General features: G+C 60.1%; 8 protein-coding genes. All 8 read left to right on the forward strand.

Annotated elements, in window-relative coordinates; translation table 11 throughout:
• The first annotated feature begins 21 nt into the window (after positions 1-21).
• The 8 genes from E8M77_RS07650 to E8M77_RS07685 are packed head-to-tail and all read left to right on the forward strand — an operon-like array spanning position 22 to position 19951.
• Positions 22-4590 (forward strand): non-ribosomal peptide synthetase, encoded by a 4569-nt coding sequence (locus E8M77_RS07650; protein WP_137130041.1) that lies wholly within the window; start codon positions 22-24, stop codon positions 4588-4590.
• The gene (locus E8M77_RS07655; protein WP_137130042.1) at positions 4587-5483 is read left to right on the forward strand and encodes a class I SAM-dependent methyltransferase; all 897 of its coding nucleotides are present in this window, start codon (positions 4587-4589) and stop codon (positions 5481-5483) included. Before E8M77_RS07650 ends, E8M77_RS07655 begins: the two co-directional genes overlap by 4 nt.
• Positions 5480-6943, forward strand: coding sequence for an aspartate aminotransferase family protein (locus E8M77_RS07660; RefSeq protein WP_137130043.1), 1464 nt, complete (start codon positions 5480-5482; stop codon positions 6941-6943). The genes E8M77_RS07655 and E8M77_RS07660 overlap by 4 nt, the downstream gene beginning before the upstream one ends.
• A 14-nt stretch (positions 6944-6957) precedes the next feature.
• Entirely contained in the window at positions 6958-7197 is a 240-nt protein-coding gene (locus tag E8M77_RS07665; protein WP_137130044.1) for an MbtH family protein, read from the forward strand.
• Positions 7198-7208: 11 nt separating this feature from the next.
• Positions 7209-7727, forward strand: coding sequence for a siderophore biosynthesis protein (locus E8M77_RS07670; protein ID WP_137130045.1), 519 nt, complete (start codon positions 7209-7211; stop codon positions 7725-7727).
• Entirely contained in the window at positions 7724-8287 is a 564-nt protein-coding gene (locus E8M77_RS07675; RefSeq protein WP_137130046.1) for a siderophore biosynthesis protein, read from the forward strand. Before E8M77_RS07670 ends, E8M77_RS07675 begins: the two co-directional genes overlap by 4 nt.
• Positions 8288-8324: 37 nt before the next feature.
• Positions 8325-12755 (forward strand): type I polyketide synthase, encoded by a 4431-nt coding sequence (locus tag E8M77_RS07680; protein WP_137130047.1) that lies wholly within the window; start codon positions 8325-8327, stop codon positions 12753-12755.
• Positions 12752-19951, forward strand: coding sequence for a non-ribosomal peptide synthetase (locus tag E8M77_RS07685; protein WP_137130048.1), 7200 nt, complete (start codon positions 12752-12754; stop codon positions 19949-19951). Before E8M77_RS07680 ends, E8M77_RS07685 begins: the two co-directional genes overlap by 4 nt.
• Positions 19952-19962 lie beyond the last annotated feature (11 nt).

The following is a 19962-nucleotide window of genomic DNA, read 5'->3' on the forward strand; positions in this document are numbered from 1 at the left end:
GACACTGGCAAGGGGCGGCCTATGAATTACATCGAGCCTGTCGAAACCTTCATAACCCGGCTTCATCAGAACAATATCCGTGTCTGGATCGAGGCCGGGAGCCTGAAATGCTCAGACCCCGATATGCGCCTGACCGATGCGGTGATGAGCGAAATCCGGACCAGAAAAAACGACATTCTGGCGTTTCTCACCATGGCGCACGCGGATTCCGACGCACCCGACCGGAATGAAATCCCTGCCCGCCACGAGATCTGCCCGCCGCTGTCATTTGCCCAGGAAAGACTATGGCTGATTGACCAGATCTATCCGGGCGCGCCATTGCACCATATCTGCATTGCGCTCGAAGTCCGAGGCGCTCTCGACCTTGATGCGTTGAGGGCAGCACTCACTGGCGTCATGAACCGCCACGCTGTTCTTCGCGCCCGCATATACAACGACAAGGGTGTTCCGAGACAGATCATATCCGCACATTGTAACGCGCCTTTTGCCGTACTGGAGGTTTCACCCGCCGATACGGCTATGGAAGATGTCATTCATGCGGAAACAAGCAGGCCCTTCGATCTTGCCGCCGAGCCGCCCATTCGCCTGCTCGTCGTCAAATGCGACAACGACCGCCATGTCCTTGTTTTTACGCTGCATCACATAGGCGCCGACGGCTGGTCTACGGAAATACTGCTGAGAGATCTCGGCATGTTTTACAGTGCGGAAGTGTCCGGCAGCCCGGCAACGGACGCAGCGTTGCCGATACAGTATGGCGACTTTGCCGCATGGCAGCGCGAGCGACTGACTACGGAAACGGCAAAAGCGCTTGAAGCATTCTGGAAGCAGCACCTTTCTCAGCCTTTGCAGACAGCGCAGCTGTTGACGGACATGGCGCGCAGCGCGGGCCACGGCCATGCGGGTGAACTGCATGAATTCTCGATCGAAAGAGAAACAGTCGATGCGCTGCACAAGATTGCCGGCGCGCATGGCACGACGCTGTTCACGGCACTCTTTGCCGCCTTCAACCTGTTGATCCACCGCTATACCGCACAGACCGATCTGGTGATCGGAACGCCCGTCGCCAGCCGCCCCCATGTGGAAACGGAGGATCTGGTCGGGCTGTTCGTCAATCCTCTTCCCGTCAGATCACTGATCGATCCCTTCGGCAATTTTGAAAAGGCCCTGCGGCAAACACATGCCACCCTGCAGCAGGTGATCAGCCATCAGGACATGCCGTTCGAGCGCATTGTCGAGATGGTCGGCGCAGAACGCGATCCCGATAGTCACCCGTTGTTTCAGATAAAATTCCAGCTTGACGCGGCGCCGCGCGAGGGCATCCAACTCCCCGGTCTCAAAATGCGCCGACTGGCCCGCCAGGACAAGATTTCACGGCTCGACCTGTCGCTGGACCTGCGGGAGACGGAAGGCGGGCTTGCCGGCACGGTCGAATACAAGAGCGCGCTGTTTCGCGCCGACACGATCGATCGGTTCGCCCGTCACTTCCACCAATTGCTGAAATCGATCATTGCCGACCCTTCGCTGCCGGTCGCTACCCTGACCCTTCTGACGCAGGAAGAACAGCAGCAGCGGATTTGCGACTTCAACAGCACGGCGCAGGAAAATGCTGGCCCGCAATATTTTCATGAACTGTTCGAAGCGCATGCGGCGCGTGCGCCGGAGGCTGTGGCACTACTGATGCCCGGCACAGAAGCCGATGAGGTTCTGACATATGGCCAGCTCAATGCCCGCGCAAACAGGCTCGCTCGCCTCCTCCGCCGCAAAGGCGTTACCGCAGAAACCGTTGTCGGTATCTCACTGCCGCGCAGTTTCGACATGATCGTTGCCTGGCTGGCGGTCTGGAAAGCGGGCGGCGCCTATCTGCCGCTCGATCCGGACTACCCCGCAGAGCGCATCGGCACCATGCTGTCGGACGCAGGTGCCCGGCTCGTGATCAGCCACAGCTCGATCGATCTTCCAGAGACAGCCGCCCGGCTCAATCTGGATGCAAGCTTCCCCGACGACGAACGCGCCGACAACCTTGCAACGGTCACTCGCGCGTCACAGCTGGCTTATGTGATCTACACGTCAGGCTCGACAGGCAAGGCAAAGGGCGTCCTTGTCGATCATAGTGGACTGATCAACCTGACCAGGGACAAAATCCGCACCTGCGATGTCACGCCCGACGATTGTGTGCTGCAATTCTTCAGCTTCAGTTTTGATGCATCCATTCCCGAACTCGTCATGAGCCTCGGCGCCGGTGCCAGACTTCTGCTTCTGCCCGGATACGCGACCCTTCCGGGCGCCGCACTGGCCGACATCCTGCGCGCGCGACATGTGACGCACCTGACCATGACGCCATCGGCCCTGCTCGCCCTGCCGGTCGATGACCTGCCGTCCCTGCGCACCGTTCTGGTCGGAGGAGAGGTTCCCATGCCCGAACTCATAGAAAGATGGGGAAAGAACCGTCGTTTCATCAACGCCTACGGCCCCACCGAAACCACGGTCAATGCCAGCATGGTCGATATGGGAGGTGGGCGCGCCGGCCTGCCTGTGCTCCGGCCTGCGGCAAACAAGCAGCTCTATGTGCTGGACGACAATCTCGAACTATTGCCCTTCGGCGTGCCGGGAGAACTTCACATTGGCGGCTGCGGCATTGCCCGCGGTTATCACGACCGGGCGGCACTGACCGCCGAACGTTTCGTTCCCGATCCATTTGCCACAAACGGGCGCGCAGGCGTGCTCTACCGCACCGGCGATCGCGCCACATTGCTTCCCGATGGCCGGATTCACGTATCAGGACGGCTGGACAGCCAGGTCAAGATCCGTGGCTACCGGATCGAGCCAGGGGAAATAGAGGCAGGCCTGCTGGCCCATCCGGCCATCGTTTCGGCGACGGTGGCGGTACGTGACGACGGGCGCGGCGGCAAAAGGCTTGCCGCCTACGCGGTTCCTCAACACGATCAGCACGCGGCAGTCAGGCCCGCGCCATCAGAGATCCGCGCATGGCTAGCGAACCGCCTGCCGAAATTCCTTGTGCCCGACACGTTCGACTGGCTCGAGGCACTGCCGCTCACCGTGAACGGCAAGATCGATCCAGCAAAGCTTCCAGCGCCGCAGGTCGAAACAAACCCCGACGGCCGGGCACCTGAAGGCGAAATGGAAACCCGGATAGCCAGCGCATTCGGGCATGTTCTGAACATTGATCAGGTTGCCGCAACCGATGATTTCTTCACGCTTGGCGGCCACTCACTGCTGGCCACACGTTTCTGCGCCGTCGCAAAGGAAAAGTTCGGAATCGATATCGGCGTTCTCGATCTTTTCAACGCCTCCACGGTGGAAGCGCTGGCAAACCGCCTGCGGACGAGAGACGCCGGCGACAGCGGCAGCGGCGATGAAAACCATCTGCTGAAGCGCGATATAAAACTGGATGACGCAATCCGCCCGAGCGCGACGGCAAGAGCCACAGGCGGCGCAACCCACGTCTTCCTGACGGGCGCCACGGGCTTTCTCGGCACCTATCTGCTCCAAGAGCTGCTTCGCGACCCGGCAAGAAAAGTCACCTGCCTGGTGCGCGGCGACGATGGAATGAGCCGCCTACGGCGGGCCTTCCAGCAGTATGACCTGCCACAAGCCGAGCTAACAGAACGCGTGGCGATATTGGCGGGCGAACTTTCCGAACCAAACCTCGGACTGGCAGACCCAGACTACAACGCTCTTGTCCAGAACGCCGATTGCATTGTCCATAATGGCGCGGAAGTGCACCACCTGCATCGATATGAGCGACTGCGCCAGACCAATGTGCTTGGAACCCGCGAAATTCTGAAACTCGCCTGCGCCGGAGCGAGCCGGCACATTCACTACATCTCCACACTCAGTGCGCTGACGCCGCGCCGCGGTTCTGACGGTGATGTCCGGCCTGTCTGCGAGTTGGAGAGCGTGGACGGGTTTGCGCCACCCGCCGGCGGCTACAACCGGAGCAAATGGGTTGCGGAGCATCTGGTGAACGAAGCCGCCAAGCGGGGATTGCCGGTAACGATCTACCGGCCGGGAGCCATATCAGGCGACAGCCTCACCGGCGCCTTCAACGGCTCGGACATATTGTGCCGCCTGGTGCAGGCCTATCTTTACACGGGGAAAGCGCCGGAAGGCGACAGGCTGCTCGATATGCTGCCGGTCGACCATGTGGCTCGGGCAATTGTCCATCTCTCCGGCAAACCGGCTTCCGCAGGACAGGTCTTCCATCTCATTCATTCGGCCCCCGTTTCAAGCGCTCGCCTCTTCGAGGCCTGCGAACTGGAGGGGATCAAGCTGAAACGCGTTTCGCAGCGGGAATGGCAGGACATGCTGGACGATGTGGCACGCGGAACGGCCGACCACCCGCTCTATCCGTTGCTGGGACTGCTGCGCTCCCCTTCCACCGCCGGCAAGAGCGACGAAAAACAGACACGCAACTTCGATTGCCACCTCACACAGGCGGCACTGTCGGACGCGCCATTCCACGAACCGGCCCTGACATTCGAACTCTTGCGAACATATCTGCGCGCATTTGCCAAGGCCAACTTTCTGAACGCGACGTCCGATGACGCGCGAAAGCAGGGTGAACGATGAGCACAGTAATATCAAGCGAAGCCAGCAATTACGACCATTGGGCCTGGCTCTATAACCACACGCTTGGCCCGCGCTATAGCGAGCAGAAGATCGGCCCGCTGGCGCGGGCGGTTCTTTCACAAATGCCCGACGGCGCTTCGGTTCTCGATCTTTGCTGTGGAACGGGTCATCTTGCAAAGCTAATGGCTGCGCGCGGATACACCGTCACCGGGCTGGATGGTTCGCAGGACATGATAAACCATGCCCGTAGCAACGCGCCCGATCTTGAATTCGTTCTTGGCGACGCAAGGAATTTCACCTTTGAACAGCCGTTTAACGGCGTGGTCTGCACCAGCGCATCGCTGAACCACATCCAGAATACCGAAGATCTGCGGAAGGTCTTTTCCAGCGTCCGCCGCTGCCTGAAGGATGACGGAATTTTCGCTTTCGACATCAATCATCCCGGCCAGATGGCACGCTACTGGCGCGACCTGCCGGCCGAGGGCGAACTCACCGACGATTATGCCTGGCTGATCACGCCTCGATATAATTCACGGTCGAATGAGGGATCCTTCACGGTTGAAATCCACACGAGGTCAAAGGCGGCGCGCTTCTCCGTGGCGGAGGCGGCATATAGGCAGGCGGCCCGGCTGCTTTCCAATCGCCGGCGGCTTGCTCTCATTGCCCGCTTCGGCATTCCCGGACAGAACTGGCAGCGCCACTGCGTGACCAACCCTGTCTGGGGGCACAATCTGGACACCGTGACGGAGCTTCTCCGGGCATCGGGCTTTTCGGTGAAAATGCGAAGCACCGATGGCGGCCCAGTAACCGATGAGAGAGCGGTCTACTTCCTCTGCACAAAGATTGCTGGCGACCGCGCGGGCAAGGACCTCACACAGGAGGCCGTCGAATGAATATTCACAATAATTCCGGAAGGGCGACCGACCCTATCACAGCCATCGTTACAGGCTTCAATCTCCGGACGCCGGGTTCGAAGCGCGCTGCCGCTTTCAACCGGGGTTTCCTTTCGGACAAAAGCTCGATCGGCCTTCCCTTCACGATGCAGACCAAAGAGGCCCTGTATCCCATCGTGGCCAGCCATGCCGAAGGCGCCTATCTGCAGGACGTCGACAACAACCGGTATGTCGATATTCTTATGGGCCTCGGCACTAATCTCTTCGGCCACAATCCATCCTTCATCCGCACGGCAATCGAAGCGCAGCTGGCCAAGGGCTTTGCGCTCGGACCGCAATCCGATCTGGCCGGCGAGACCGCCGAACTGTTTTGCCGGATCACCGGCAAAGACCGCGTCACATTCAGCAACACCGGAACCGAAGCCGTGCAGACGGCCATGCGGATAGCCCGTGCCGCGACGGGGCGCGACAAGATCGTCCTGTTTACAGGCTCGTATCATGGCCATTCCGACCCTGCCCTGCACAAGGCCACCAAACTGGAATATATCCGCAGAGGCGCCTTGCTCCGGTCTCATCCGGCATGGCTTGTGGCCCTGAAGCCGCTCCTGAAACGCATGGTGCTGACAAAAGCGGTTCCCGGTTTTTCAGGCGTGGCCCCCTCCTCTGCCCGCGATATTGTGCTGCTGGAATACGGCAATCCCCGCTCGATCGATTATATCAAGCGTCACGGCACAAGCCTTGCGGGCGTGCTCGTCGAACCGGTTCAGAGCCGGAACCCGGAACTGCAGCCTCGCGAATTTCTCCATGAGTTGCGTAGCGTGACCGAAAAGACCGGCAGCGCGCTGATATTCGACGAGATGATTACCGGCTTCCGCGTTGCACCCGGCGGCGCACAGGCCTATTTCGGCATAGATGCTGACATTGCCACCTATGGCAAAATCGCCGGCGGGGGATTGCCGCTGTCGCTCATCGCCGGCAAAGGCCGGTTCATGGACCTCGTCGATGGCGGAGCCTGGGCTTACGGCGATAGTTCCTTCCCGAAAGTGGCCTCGACATTTTTTGCCGGAACCTATTGCCGCCATCCGCTGGCGCTCGCAGCCGCCAAGGCGGTCGCGACACGATTGCTGGAAGACGGACCGGCCCTGCAAGACGGCCTCAACGCCAGGACCCTGGCATTCGTCGAACGGCTGAACGGCGCGCTTATGGATGCGGGGTTGCCCGTGTCGTTCATGAGCTTCGGTTCGTTCTTCGCCATATCCGCTGTCCGCAGCCGCATCTCGCCGCAGGCTGTCACAATGCTTTCCTTTCTTCTTTTGACCTCCGGCGTTCACCTTCGAGCCGGAGATCGCGGCGGTTTTCTCTCTACCGCCCACAGCGATGACGACATCGCCTTTGTTCACGACGCTGTTCTGCAAAGCCTGACGGCTCTGGCGGACCACCGTCTTATCGACAAACATTGATCGGAGCGACCACCATGAGTGCCCAGACACCGGCTGAAGACCTGAACTACAACGTCGTGATCAGCGACGAGGAACGATACTCGATATGGCCGGTTTACAAGGCGGTCCCGGCAGGGTGGCGACCAAGCGGCTTTTCCGGATCGAAGCAGGCGTGCCTCGATCACATCGAGGTTGTGTGGACCGACATGCGCCCCTTGAGTTTGCGGCGACTGATGGATGGCCAAGCAGCAAGCACAACCAGCGTGCAAGAATAGGACGTGACCCCATGGACGACCAACCATGGCCAAGCCCGGTGCCCCGCGAGGACACCGGACCGGACAGGGACTGGCTTGCGCAGGATGCCGTTCTCGATCTGCTCCTGCCGGAGGCGCTTGCACCAGTGATATCACCGGAAGAACCCGACATGGCCCACCTGCAGCACATTATCTGCGAGGCCCTTGAGGCGTTCACGCTGCATTATCCCGAATGCCGCGCGCGCATCGCCACCCTTCTGGGCAGCATGGAAAAGCCGATATCCGATCCTGGCTTCGTGGATACCAGCGGCCTTCCGCTGACGTCGTTTCACGCCAATGACTATGACCGGTATTTCCGCGTGAACCGCATTGCCACAGCCCAGCCCGCCTATGTTCTGCTGCGCAGCTTCCTGCAGGTCGCGCTCTCCGTTACCGATCTTTTCTGCCGTGCACCCCACCTGTCGGAAAAGGCCGCGAAAGCCCAGTTTGAAGGTTTCGAGGTTCATGCGAGGCTTCTTGCAAGGTGCTTCGGGGTGGAGTGTGCACGATGACAATTGCTCATCCGTCGCCATCTCGAATCTGGCGCGAATTCCACTGGGCGTTTTTCATGAACGTGCAGGGGCTGGTTCTGTGCCTGCGACGTTTCAACATGCAGGTGCATGAGCGCAACCATGCCGAAGCGGATAGGGAATTGCGGGCAGCAGCGGTGCTTCTGCGCACATCTGCCAGCTCCATGGACCTCGCCGCAAGCTTCAGCAAGGCGGATTATGAAAATACCATCCGCGTATCCATGACGCCGCCTTCTGTGGAATCCGATGATTTCAGCGGGCTGATGTCGTTCGATCATGCCGTGCTCATTCAGGTCTGGCGTGAAATGAAGGACGTGTTCGCCACGCTCCCGGTCGAACTCCATGACGCCCATGCCCAATTCGTTGCAGCCTACAAATATCTGGCGGAAGGGCATGTCGGCGTCTGCTCACGTTTCGTCGGCTCTGACGCCGGAAGCCTGCGATACGGCGACCGCAAGGCGATCGATACCCTGCAGCGCTTTGAACGCGGTCGCCTCAGCATGATCGATCCTCCCAAAAAAGGCTGCCCGTTCCACAAGTAACGTGCGTGTTCAATTTCTAATCCAGCGAGAACTGCATATGTCCGACTATACCAGCGCTTCAAACCAGGATCGGAACGCCTTTCGGGTCGCCGTCATCGGTATGGCAGGCCGCTTTCCAGGAGCCCCGGATATCGAGAGCTTCTGGGATAATCTGGTTCATGGCAGGGAGTCAGTCAAACAATGGACCGACGAGGAACTCATCGCGCTGGGTGTCCCGGTCGAGCAGCTTGCGGACCCCGATTTCGTGCGGGCTTCGGCACCGCTGGAGGGAGCCGACACGTTCGACGCCGAATTTTTCGGCTACAGCCCCAGCGAGGCAGAAATTCTCGATCCGCAACAGCGCCTGTTTCTCGAATGCGCCTGGGCGGCGCTGGAGCGCGCCGGATATCATGGAGACAGCTTCGACGGTTCCATCGGCGTCTATGCCTCGAGCGGCTTCAACACCTATCTTCTGAACCTGCACGCCAATGCAGCGGTGCGTCAATCGATCAGCCCCTTTGAACTATTCGTCGCCAACGACAAGGATTTTCTGGCGACGCGCACGGCGTATAAACTCAATCTGCGCGGCCCGGCCATGACGGTGCAGACGGCCTGCTCCTCATCGCTGGTTTCCGTTCATGTCGCAGCGCAGAGCCTGATTGCGGGCGAATGCGATATTGCGCTGGCGGGCGGCGTAACGGTTTCTCGTTCGCATGGATATATTGCACGCGAAGGCGGAATACTGTCTCCGGACGGTCATTGCCGGGCGTTCGATGCGGATGCTGCCGGAACCGTTCCCGGAAGCGGCGTTGGCGTCGTCGTCCTCAAGCGTCTTGACGATGCGCTTGCAGACGGCGACACGATCGATGCCGTCATTATCGGTTCGGCCATCAACAATGACGGCGCACTAAAGGCCAGCTTTACCGCGCCGCAAGTGGACAGCCAGGCCATGGTCATAAGTGAGGCCCATGCCGCTGCGGGAATTTCGGCCGATTCCATCGGGTATATCGAGGCGCATGGCACGGGAACATCGCTGGGAGACCCCATCGAGATCGCAGCGTTGACGCAGGCCTTTCGCAAGACGACGCCACGCAGCGGATATTGCGCCATCGGCTCGGTGAAAACCAATATCGGCCACCTTGATACGGCCGCAGGCATTGCAGGTTTCATCAAGACCGTACTTTGCCTCAAGCACGGTAGGATTCCCGCAAGCCTTCACTTCAAACAGGCAAACGCGAAGATCGATTTCCCGACGAGCCCCTTTAAGGTAAATACGGCATTGCGGGACTGGGCTGCTGTGGAAAGCCCCCGGAGAGCCGGCATCAGTTCACTGGGCATCGGCGGAACGAATGCGCATGTGGTGCTGGAAGAGGCGCCAACGAACGCGGGCGCGCGCGTCAAGACGCAATCGGCATCCCCCCAGCTTCTGGTCTTTTCGGCACGCAATGAAGCAGCGCTCTCGGCACTGCTCTCGGCACAGGCGAAAGCATTTGAGGCGGACCCGAAACTTGCGATCAAGGACGTTGCCTTCACGCTAAGTCATGGTCGGAAAGCCTTCAGCCACCGTCAGTCGCTGGTTGCCGATGATGTGGCGTCGGCCGCTACGGCACTGCACCGCCTTGCCGGGGAAAAACCATCCCGTGCCGGCAGCACGCACTCACCGGTTTTCCTGTTTCCCGGACAGGGGAGCCAATATGCCGGAATGGGCAAGGATCTCTACGCGCGGCTGGAACATTTCCGCGCACCTTTCGATGCCTGCGCGGATCGTCTTTCCAAGATCATGCATCGTGATTTCCGCGCTGATCTCTTCGCCGGACATGAAGATATCCAAAATACGGAATTTGCCCAGCCGGCACTGTTTGCCGTGGAATATGCCCTTGCAAATGCATGGATGGCGCAGGGTGTGGTACCGCAGGCACTCCATGGCCACAGCATCGGCGAATATGTGGCAGCCTGCCTGGCGGGCGTCTTCGATCTCGAGACGGCACTTTCGCTTGTGGTGGCGCGCGGCCGGTTGATGCAACAGGCCGCACCCGGCGCAATGCTTGCGGTCGTTCATCCCGATGCACCGATCGACCGCTGGCTTGGCGCAGACATTGCCCTGGCGGCCAGCAATGCGCCGGGCCTCAGTGTCGTTTCAGGCAGCATGGACGCCATAGCAAGGCTCGAAGCGGAGCTCAAACAGGCCCGCTCCGTGACCCGGCGGCTGAAGACCAAACATGCGTTTCATTCGCCCATGATGGCGCAGGCCGCAGCGCGCTATCTGGACGAGTTGCGAAATGCGAGGCTTTCCCCGCCATCCATTGCGATGATCTCCAATGTGACGGGCACCTGGTTGAGCGCCGCGCAGGCGACGGATCCGAATTACTGGGCCGCACATCTGGAACAGACCGTGCGTTTCGACGAGGGGATGCGAACGCTTTTCGGCATAGACAATGCCGTGTTCATCGAGGTAGGACCGGGATCGGCACTCTCAGGCCTCATCCGCGAACACACCATCACGGAAGGCAGGATCATAACCTGCCTTGGCCGTGCCAGACCGGAAAACGAGACCGGCCAGGTCCTTGCCGCAGTGGGACAATACTGGCAGACCGGTGGGCATCTCGACTGGCAGGCCGCATCGCCCGAAGGCAGCCGCGTGCCGCTCGCCACCTATCCGTTTCAGGGGCAGCGCTACTGGATTTCCGCCCAGACGGCAGAAAACCAGGCGCCCATCTCCACCCCCGGCGACCGCGCCAGAATCTATCGTCCGACATGGCAGCGCCTGCCGCCGGCGACCCCGGTGGATTGCAGAAATCGCCGTGTTCTGATCCTTGATGAAGGACACATCGGCAAAGCGCTCGCCGCACGGCTGGAAGGCGCCGGTGCTCAGGTCTATCGCGCCGTTTCAGGCGAGCGGTTCGATGAGTGCGATTTCCGTTGCTTCAGCCTTGCCGGACATTCCGCAGCGGATTTTGCCCAGTTGCTCGACACATTGGGCGAGCGTGGAGCCCTGCCACAAGATATCCTTTATCTATGGCCTCTGAAGCCCGGCCCGCGGGACGAGGTTTCGGCCTTGCTCGATCTCGTGCGGGCGCTGACCGTACAGGGGCATAAAAGCAATCTGACACTGGTGACCAATGGCGCAGCGGATGTCACCGGTCTGGAAAGCCTCGACGACCTGCAGTCCCGGCTGCCGGGGATTCTGAAGGTTGCCAGTCAGGAATATGAAGACCTGACATGCAGGCACATCGATATCATGCTCGCGCAGGACATGACGGATCAGACGATCGCGGATCGCCTCGTGGCGGAATTCGACGGAACCAGCCCGGTGGTCGCCATAAGAGGGCCGCACCGGTGGGCGCATGGATTTGCGCCCCTCTACCTGCCTGAACCAAAGGCGTCAGCACGGCTGAAGAAAAACGGTGTCTATGTCGTGATCGGCAATATTGCCGAAGGTGTGGGCACCGTCTGGCTGGATCATCTGGCGAGAATCTCCGGCACACGCCTGTCCGTGCTGCAATCCGTCCAGGAGGCGGTGACTGCCTCTCCTTCGGATGCACCTATCGATACGCGCCGGATCGACTGCAATGATCCGGCAGCCATCGGCAATGCACTTGACGAAGTAGTAGCGGTAAACGGTCGGATCGACGGCATTTTTCTGAGCATGCCGCAGGCGAACCGGCAGGCGGCAGCGCCGCTTTCAATGATGGACGATACGCATCTGAACTACAACGAAACGGTTCGCATCGCACCGTTGCGAGCGCTCATAAAGGCGATGGAGCAAAGGCGGGCAGGCTTCTGCTGCATCCAGTCATCGCTTGCAACCGTCATCGGCGGCGTCGGGCTCGCCGCCTACACATCGGGATACCAAGCGGTCGAGCTGCTTGTTGCTGACCAGTCGCGCAGTGCAAGAATGCCCTGGTTCGCCATTGGCTATCCGCTCGTTGATGTCCTGGCCGCCGGCAAGCGCTCCTCGCTCGACACCAACGCCTATGCGGTCGCCTCGCAGGATGCCTGGGACCTGACGAGAAAGATCATCGAGAACGGCACTATCGGCACAACGATGCTTTCGCGCAGCGACATCACCGTCGCCCCCCGCACCGGAAGGAAAGCACAATCACCGAAGGCGCCAGTTTCGGATCGTGCAAGGCCGGCCATGTCCACACCCTTCATTGCCCCACGCAGCCCCATCGAAACCACGGTCGCAGGCATTTTCGAAGAGCTGATCGGCGTCAGCGGGATCGGCGTCGATGACGGGTTTTATGAGCTGGGCGGCCACTCGCTTCTGGCCATCCGCGTTGTCGCCAAACTGAGGGAAACATTCCCAGTCAAAATCGAAATGCGTGAACTCCTCTTCGAGAACCCGACGGTCGCCCGCGTGGCGAGCATGATTACAGCCCATATGCCGGATGAAGGCGACCTGGACGAGATGGCGGCGCTGTTGATGGAAATCGAAGGCCTTTCCGACAGTGAGGTCCAGAGCGCGCTTGGAGGAGAAACACGATGAACGAATTCTATACCAAACTCGCGAACCTTTCGCCCGAGCGCCGTCGCCTCATAGAGCAGCGTCTTGCCGAGCGGGGATATCAGTCGGCTCTCGACTCCGTCATTCCGGGACGTGAGGAAGGCGATGGTGAGAGGCCCCTGTCCTTTGCGCAGCAGCGTCTGTGGTTCATGCAGCAGCTTGAACCGGACAACACGGCTTACAACATGCGCAGCATCCTGCGCTTTCGCGGGGAGCTCGTCAGGCCGGCGCTGGAAGAGGCGCTGGCAAATGTCGTGAAACGGCATGAGCCACTGCGAACGCGCTTCATTCCCGGTGCAGACGGCTCTCCGGAACAGGAAATTCTACTCTCCGGCGACACGCAGATCGAATTCCTCGACCTCGGGCAGGACACAGATGCGCAAGCCACAGCCCGTGAACATATCCTGCAGCGACTGTCCGCACCTTATGACCTGAGCCAGACGCAATTGCGCGCGGTGCTGGTTCGCCTTTCCGCCAACGATCATCTGCTGGCGGTCGGACTGCATCATATCGCAGGCGACCGGTGGTCCATGACCGTACTCGCCCGCGATCTGGCAGGATTCTACAAGAAGGCGACGGGCCAGTCGCACCATCTGCCAGACATTCGCGTTCAATATGCCGACTGGGCTATCTGGCAGGGAAAGATGCTGCGCGGCCCGGTGCTCGAAAACCAGCTTGCATACTGGACGAAGGCGCTCGGCACGGACCTTCCGGTGCTGGACCTTCCATTCGACCGGCCGCGGCCGGCCATCGCAAGCTTCCTCGGCGCGCAATTTGCCGTTTCCGTCGATCCGGCACTTTCAGGCAAGCTGAGGGCGCTGGCACGGGCACATAATGTCAGCCTATACGTCCTGCTTCTCTCCGCCTTCAAACTGGTGCTGCATCTCTATTGCGACAGCGACGACATCGTGGTCGGCAGTGAAGTTGCAAACCGCGACAGGCCGGAAACCCAGGCGATGATCGGCCCACTGGTCAATACGCTGGTGCTGCGTACCGATCTTGCGGGCAATCCGGATTTTTCGGGCCTGCTGCAACGCGTCAGCGAAACAGTCCGCACCGGCTTGGCGAACCAGGACGTGCCATTCGAGCGGATCGTCGAGGCGCTCAACCCGAAACGCTCCCTTTCCGAGATGACACCGCTGTTTCAGGCGAAATTCGATCTCCAGCACAATCTGGCACGGTTGCCCGAACTCGACGGTCTTACCATCGAAACCGTGCGCCTGCCCGATGGTGCTGCGAAAAACGAAATTCGCTTCAACCTTGAGGACAATGACCCGGATATCGGTGGCAAGATCGAATATGCAACAGATCTTTTCGATGAAGAGACGGTCGCCACGATCTGGCAGCGTTTCGAACATGTATTGCGGACGATCGCCGAAAATCCCGCCCGCAGGTTGTCGGAATTTACTCTTCTTGGCGATGACGAACAGCAGGAGCAGATCCGTCGATCCGCCGGTCAGTCGCTGACACCCAACGGGCTTGGCCTGCACGCGATGCTGACGGCGCAGGCGGCACGCACACCGGAAAGAGTGGCAGTTGCAAGCGAACATGGCAAACTCACCTACCGCGCGCTCGACCAGCGAAGTGACGCAATTGCCGCCGCGCTCGTTGCTGGCGGGTATGGCCGCGGCGCCATCGTCGGCGTCTGCATGCAGCGCACGCCAGATCTCATCGCAGCCCTGTTCGGCGTCTTGAAAGCAGGCGCTGCCTATGTTCCGCTCGATCCGGACTACCCGTCCGAGAGATTGGCCTTCATTGCTCAGGATGCGGCCATCCGGGTCGTCCTCACGGACAGCGCCCGGCTGGCATTTGACGCCACCGAGGATCTGGCGCTTATCGAGGTCGGCAAACTTCCCAATACGGTCTTTTCTGCCACCCATACCGTCGATTCCGCCGATCCTGCCTATATCATCTATACATCCGGCTCGACGGGGCGACCGAAGGGTGTGGCAATCACGCATGGCAATGCAGCCGCCCGCATGCAGTGGACAGGTAGCAACTTTACCGGTGACGAGCTTTCAGGCGTATTGGCATCGACCTCGGTTTGCTTCGATCTCTCCATATTCGAGATTTTCGGCACCCTATCCTGCGGTGGTCAGGTGGTTCTGGCCAATACGCTCTTCGATCTGCCGCGTTTGCAGGATGTTGCCAGCGTCAGCCTGATCAACACCGTTCCGAGTTTGCTGCGCGAATATCTGCGCCACGACACGCTTCCGAAATCCGTTCTGGCCATCAACCTTGCCGGGGAGCCCCTGCCGCCGGTCCTGCTCGAAGAGCTGGCGAAAAAGGCACCGCAGGCGCGTATACACAATCTTTATGGGCCTTCGGAGGATACAACCTATTCAACGGGAGCGACGGTTTGCGCCGCCGGTGGGGAAAAAACGGTTCCCATAGGCACTCCCCTGCCGGGCACGGAAGCTTACGTCCTCGACCGGGCCGGACGTCTCCGGCCTGACGGCCTTGCGGGTGAACTTTATCTCGGTGGAGCCGGCGTCACGCGCGGATATCTGCGGCGTCCGGGCCAGACGGCGGAGCGTTTCGCTCCGGATGCTTTCTCCGGCCGGTCATCCGCCTATCTCTACCGTACCGGCGACCGGGTCAGGCGGCGCGCGGATGGCACGCTGGAATTCCATGGCCGTCTCGACAATCAGGTCAAGATCAGGGGCCTGCGGATCGAGACCGGCGAGATCGAGCACCAGTTGGAAGATATTGATGGGGTCAACGAGGCGGTCGTCGCAGTCATCGGCGAGGATGCAAGCCCGGACCGCCAGCTGGCCGCCTATATTTCGCTTGATGCAGGCCGAAAACTGACAGTGGACGAGATCCGCGCCGCACTTGCAAAGCAGCTTCCCTCCCATCTCGTACCAGCCCTCTGGACCATTCTGTCGGCCATGCCGCATCTGCCGAACGGCAAGATCGACCGGAGCGCCCTGCGCGCGCTTGAAATCAAGACGCCGGACGGCAGTGGAACCGCACCGCGAAATCCTGTCGAGCAACGGCTGGCCGCCATATGGCAGGACGTCCTCCAGACAAACATGATCGATGTCGAGCGCAGCTTCTTCGAAATGGGTGGACATTCGCTCCTCGCCATCCGGATCATTGCCCGCATAAAGGCCGAGTTCGGGGTTTCATTACCGCTGAAGGCTATCTTCGAGACACCGACAATCGCCGAGCTGGCAAACCGGCTTAAGAGTGAAACGCAGGAAGGCCCCAGTGCGGATGGCCATGCGGTCATCCATAATGCCGCAGACCGCCATGAGCCGTTTCCGCTTACGGATATCCAGCATGCCTACTGGATCGGCCGCAACCAGGGCTTTGAACTCGGCAGCGTCGGGTCCCACGGCTATCGGGAATTCGATATCGACAATCTCGATACCCATGCGCTCGAAAGCGCCATAAACAGTCTTGTCGCGCGCCACGACATGCTGCGCGCCATCGTCGATCCCGACGGACGGCAGCGTGTGCTCGGGCATGTTCCCCACTATGGACTGCCGGTGATGGATCTGCGTGATGCAGCCGATCGCGCCACCTGCCTGATGGACATCAGAAACAGGCTGTCGCACAATGTTTTCAAGGCGGATCGCTGGCCGCTGTTTCACATCGAAGCCGCCCGGCTCGATGAGAAGACGACGAGGTTGTTCGTCAGTTTCGATGTTCTCATCGGTGACGCTTGGTCGCTGAAACTGATGGGCACCGAGCTCGCAGCGCTCATGCAGAAACGTGCGCTTCCCGAAATCGGACTGACATTCCGCGATTATGTTCTCTTCGAAAAATCCGCGCACAACAGTGCATCCTATGAGCGGGCACGGCAGCACTGGTCTGCCCGCATAGCCAGTTTGCCAGCCTCCCCGGATCTGCCGCTGGCATGCAATCCATCGCAAATCGAGCATCCGCGCTTCACACGCCGCCGGGGCCGCCTTATCGCGAAAGACTGGTCACGCTTCAAGGAACTGGCCCAGAGTGCCGGACTGACCCCAACCGCCGCGATCATGACGATCTTTGCAGAGGTTCTGGCACGCTGGAGCAGGCGACAGGATTTCACCCTCAATCTGACCGTCTTCAATCGCGAACCAGTTCATCAGGACGTGGAAAAGATCGTCGGCGATTTCACGGCGTCACTCCTGCTCGGACTCGATTTTTCGGCCCGCGCCGACTTCACTACGCGTGCTCGTCAGGTTCAACTTCGCCTGATGGAAGATCTTGAACACAGGCTTTTCAGCGGCGTTTCCGTGCTTCGCGAACTGGCCAAACAGAACGGGCGCTCCGGCGGCGCCCTTATGCCCGTGGTTTTCACCAGCGTTCTGGGCCAGACATCGAGAGACGACAAGGCACCGCGTCTCGATACACGCCTGGTGGACAGCGTCAGCCAGACACCACAGGTCTATCTCGACCATCAGGTTTCAGAAGATCAGGGTGATCTGGTCTATAACTGGGATGCGGTCGAGGAACTGTTCCCGCCCTCCATGCTGGACATGATGTTTGCCGCCTATGAGACATTGCTGCAAGCGCTGGCCGGCGACGACGCTGCATGGCAGACCGAGGCGGATATCGTTGATGGCCAGGCGTTCGAAACGCTCAATGACCGGGCGAAGATCGCGCTTCCTGACGACACGCCGCTCCTGCATGAAGCGTTTTTCCACAGAGCCACGCAAAGCCCTGACAAGATCGCCGTCTGCGCTGGCGGTATCGAACTGACTTACGGACAGGTGGCCGAACGCGCGCTGGCGCTGGCGGCCAATCTGCAGAAGGCCGGTGCTGGCCCGAACGATCGGGTTGCCGTTTCTCTGTCGAAGGGTGCAGGCCAGGTGATCGCCTGCCTCGGCATTCTGGCAAGCGGTGCGGCCTATGTACCGGTTGACCCAGATTTGCCCGAGGAGCGGCGTTTCGAACTTGTGGAAGACACAGCGGCCGATCTCGTCGTCGCCGAAGGGGGTAACTGGCCGCAGCGGGTGACGGTGCTTGCGGTTCCCGAGAATGGCGGAGCGAGGCCTTCGCCGGTTGCAACCAAGCCCACGGATCTCGCCTATATCATCTTCACCTCGGGTTCGACCGGCAAACCGAAAGGCGTGATGATCGATCATCGAGGCGCGCTGAATACGATCCTCGATATCAATCGCCGCTTTGGCATTTCGGATGAAGACCGGGTTTTCGCGCTCTCGTCTCTGAGCTTCGACCTTTCGGTCTACGATCTATTCGGTCCGCTTGCGGTTGGCGGTGCCATCGTCATTCCCGTGCGCGAGGAAATATCGGACAATGCCCGCTGGATGAAGCTTCTGCTGCACCATCGAGTGACGGTCTGGAATTCGGTGCCGGCCCTTGTTCAGTTGCTGCTGGCCGAGCTGCCGACGCTGCGGGAAAAACCGCCCCTGCGCCTGATCATGATGAGCGGTGATTGGATCCCCGTCAGCCTGCCTCCCGCCTTGAAAGCCCAGTTGCCGAATGCCGATCTCATCAGCCTTGGCGGGGCCACCGAAGCTTCCATCTGGTCGATTTTCCACCCTATTGGAGAAACCCTCCGGGACTGGACGAGCATCCCCTATGGCCAGCCATTGGCGAACCAGCGGTGGTATGTCCTCGATGATCAGGGGCGCCCCTGCCCGCCATGGGTTACGGGTCGGCTGTTTATTGGCGGCATCGGTGTTGCGCGCGGTTACTGGGGACGACCGCAGCTGACTGCCGAACGTTTCATCCCCGACAGTTTCGCGGACGAAGTAGAAGCCGAAAAAGGAGCACTTCTGCTTTACGACACCGGCGATCTTGGGCGGCTACGGCCCGAGGGATTACTGGAGTTTCTGGGGCGCGAAGATTTCCAGGTCAAGGTCAACGGCTTCAGGATAGAGCTCGGAGAAATCGAGACTGCGCTGCTGCAAAATGAAAATGTCGCCGAAGCCGTTGTGACGACGACGGGCCAGCCACCTGCCCTTGTCGCCTATATCGTTCCGGATACCAAAGGCAGCCTGATCGGCAAACTGGAAGCAAAGGCTAGCCGGTCAGGCGATGGCGGATTGCGCGATGCGGGAAGGACCGTCGATTTGTCCACGCCGGACGGCCTGTTTCACGAAGCGATTGCCCGGCAAAGTCATCGCCGGTTTCTGAACGCTCCGGCGGAGCTTCAGAAAATCGGCCATCTGCTGGCAAGCATACGGGCCTTCGATGTCGCCGGAACACCGCTGAAGAAGGCACTCTACCCGTCTGCCGGCGGACTCTACCCCGTTCAGACCCACATCCTGGTCCGTGACGGCCGGATCGAGGGATTGTCCGCTGGCTTGTATCGTCATCATCCGGCCGAACACCGGTTGGAATTTCTTGCCGCCGTTTCACAGGAACAGATCAAGACAATCGCCGGCAAAAGCGACGATATCGTCGGGCCATGCGCTTTCCTCGTGGTTTTCACCGGCCACATGGCAGCCATGGCGCGCAGCTATAAGGAAAGGGCCAGAGACTTCTGCCTGCTGGAAGCCGGCCACATGGCGCAGGCCATGATGCTGCATGCGCCACGCCTCGATATCGGCCTATGTGCGGCCGGCGGTGTCGATCTCGCCGCCCTGGCATCGGCAATGGCAACGGAAGAAGACGAAGAGCCCCTTTACGTGCTGGCCGGCGGCCCCATCGATCCCGCATGCAGCAGGCAATGGCAGGCATCCATTCAAAGGGGGGGTGAAAACCTTTCCGAGAGGCTGCGCGCATTTCTTGCCGGAAAACTTCCCGCCTATATGGTCCCCCGCGAATTCGTCATTATGGAGCGGCTGCCTCTCAGCGCCAATGGCAAGGTTGATCGCAAAGCCCTCCCCGCGCCGGGCACAAGGGCACGCGACACCGTTGCCCCGACAACCGAGAACGAGACCGCACTGCTGGCGATCTGGCACGAACTCCTCTCCAGTGACGACGCCGGCGTGGAGGACAACTTCTTCGAAGCAGGCGGAGATTCCCTGACGATCATGCAGCTTCTGTCGCGCATTAGGCAGGAGTTCTCAGTTCACCTGACGCTCGCTCAGCTCTTTGGTGCGACCACCGTCAAAGCACAATCCGACTTGCTCAGCTCACTGTCACCACACCTTACGGACGCAGTGGAAATCGGTATTTCCCCGATCGTGACCGAGACATCCGTAGACGACCTTTCCGAGATTGACGTCGATAAAATGCTGGAGCGACTGCTCTCCAGCCAAAAGGACCAGTAGACGTGAACAGT

This window comes from Rhizobium sp. FY34 (assembly GCF_005222845.1).
In the GTDB taxonomy this organism is placed as follows: Bacteria; Pseudomonadota; Alphaproteobacteria; order Rhizobiales; family Rhizobiaceae; genus Neorhizobium.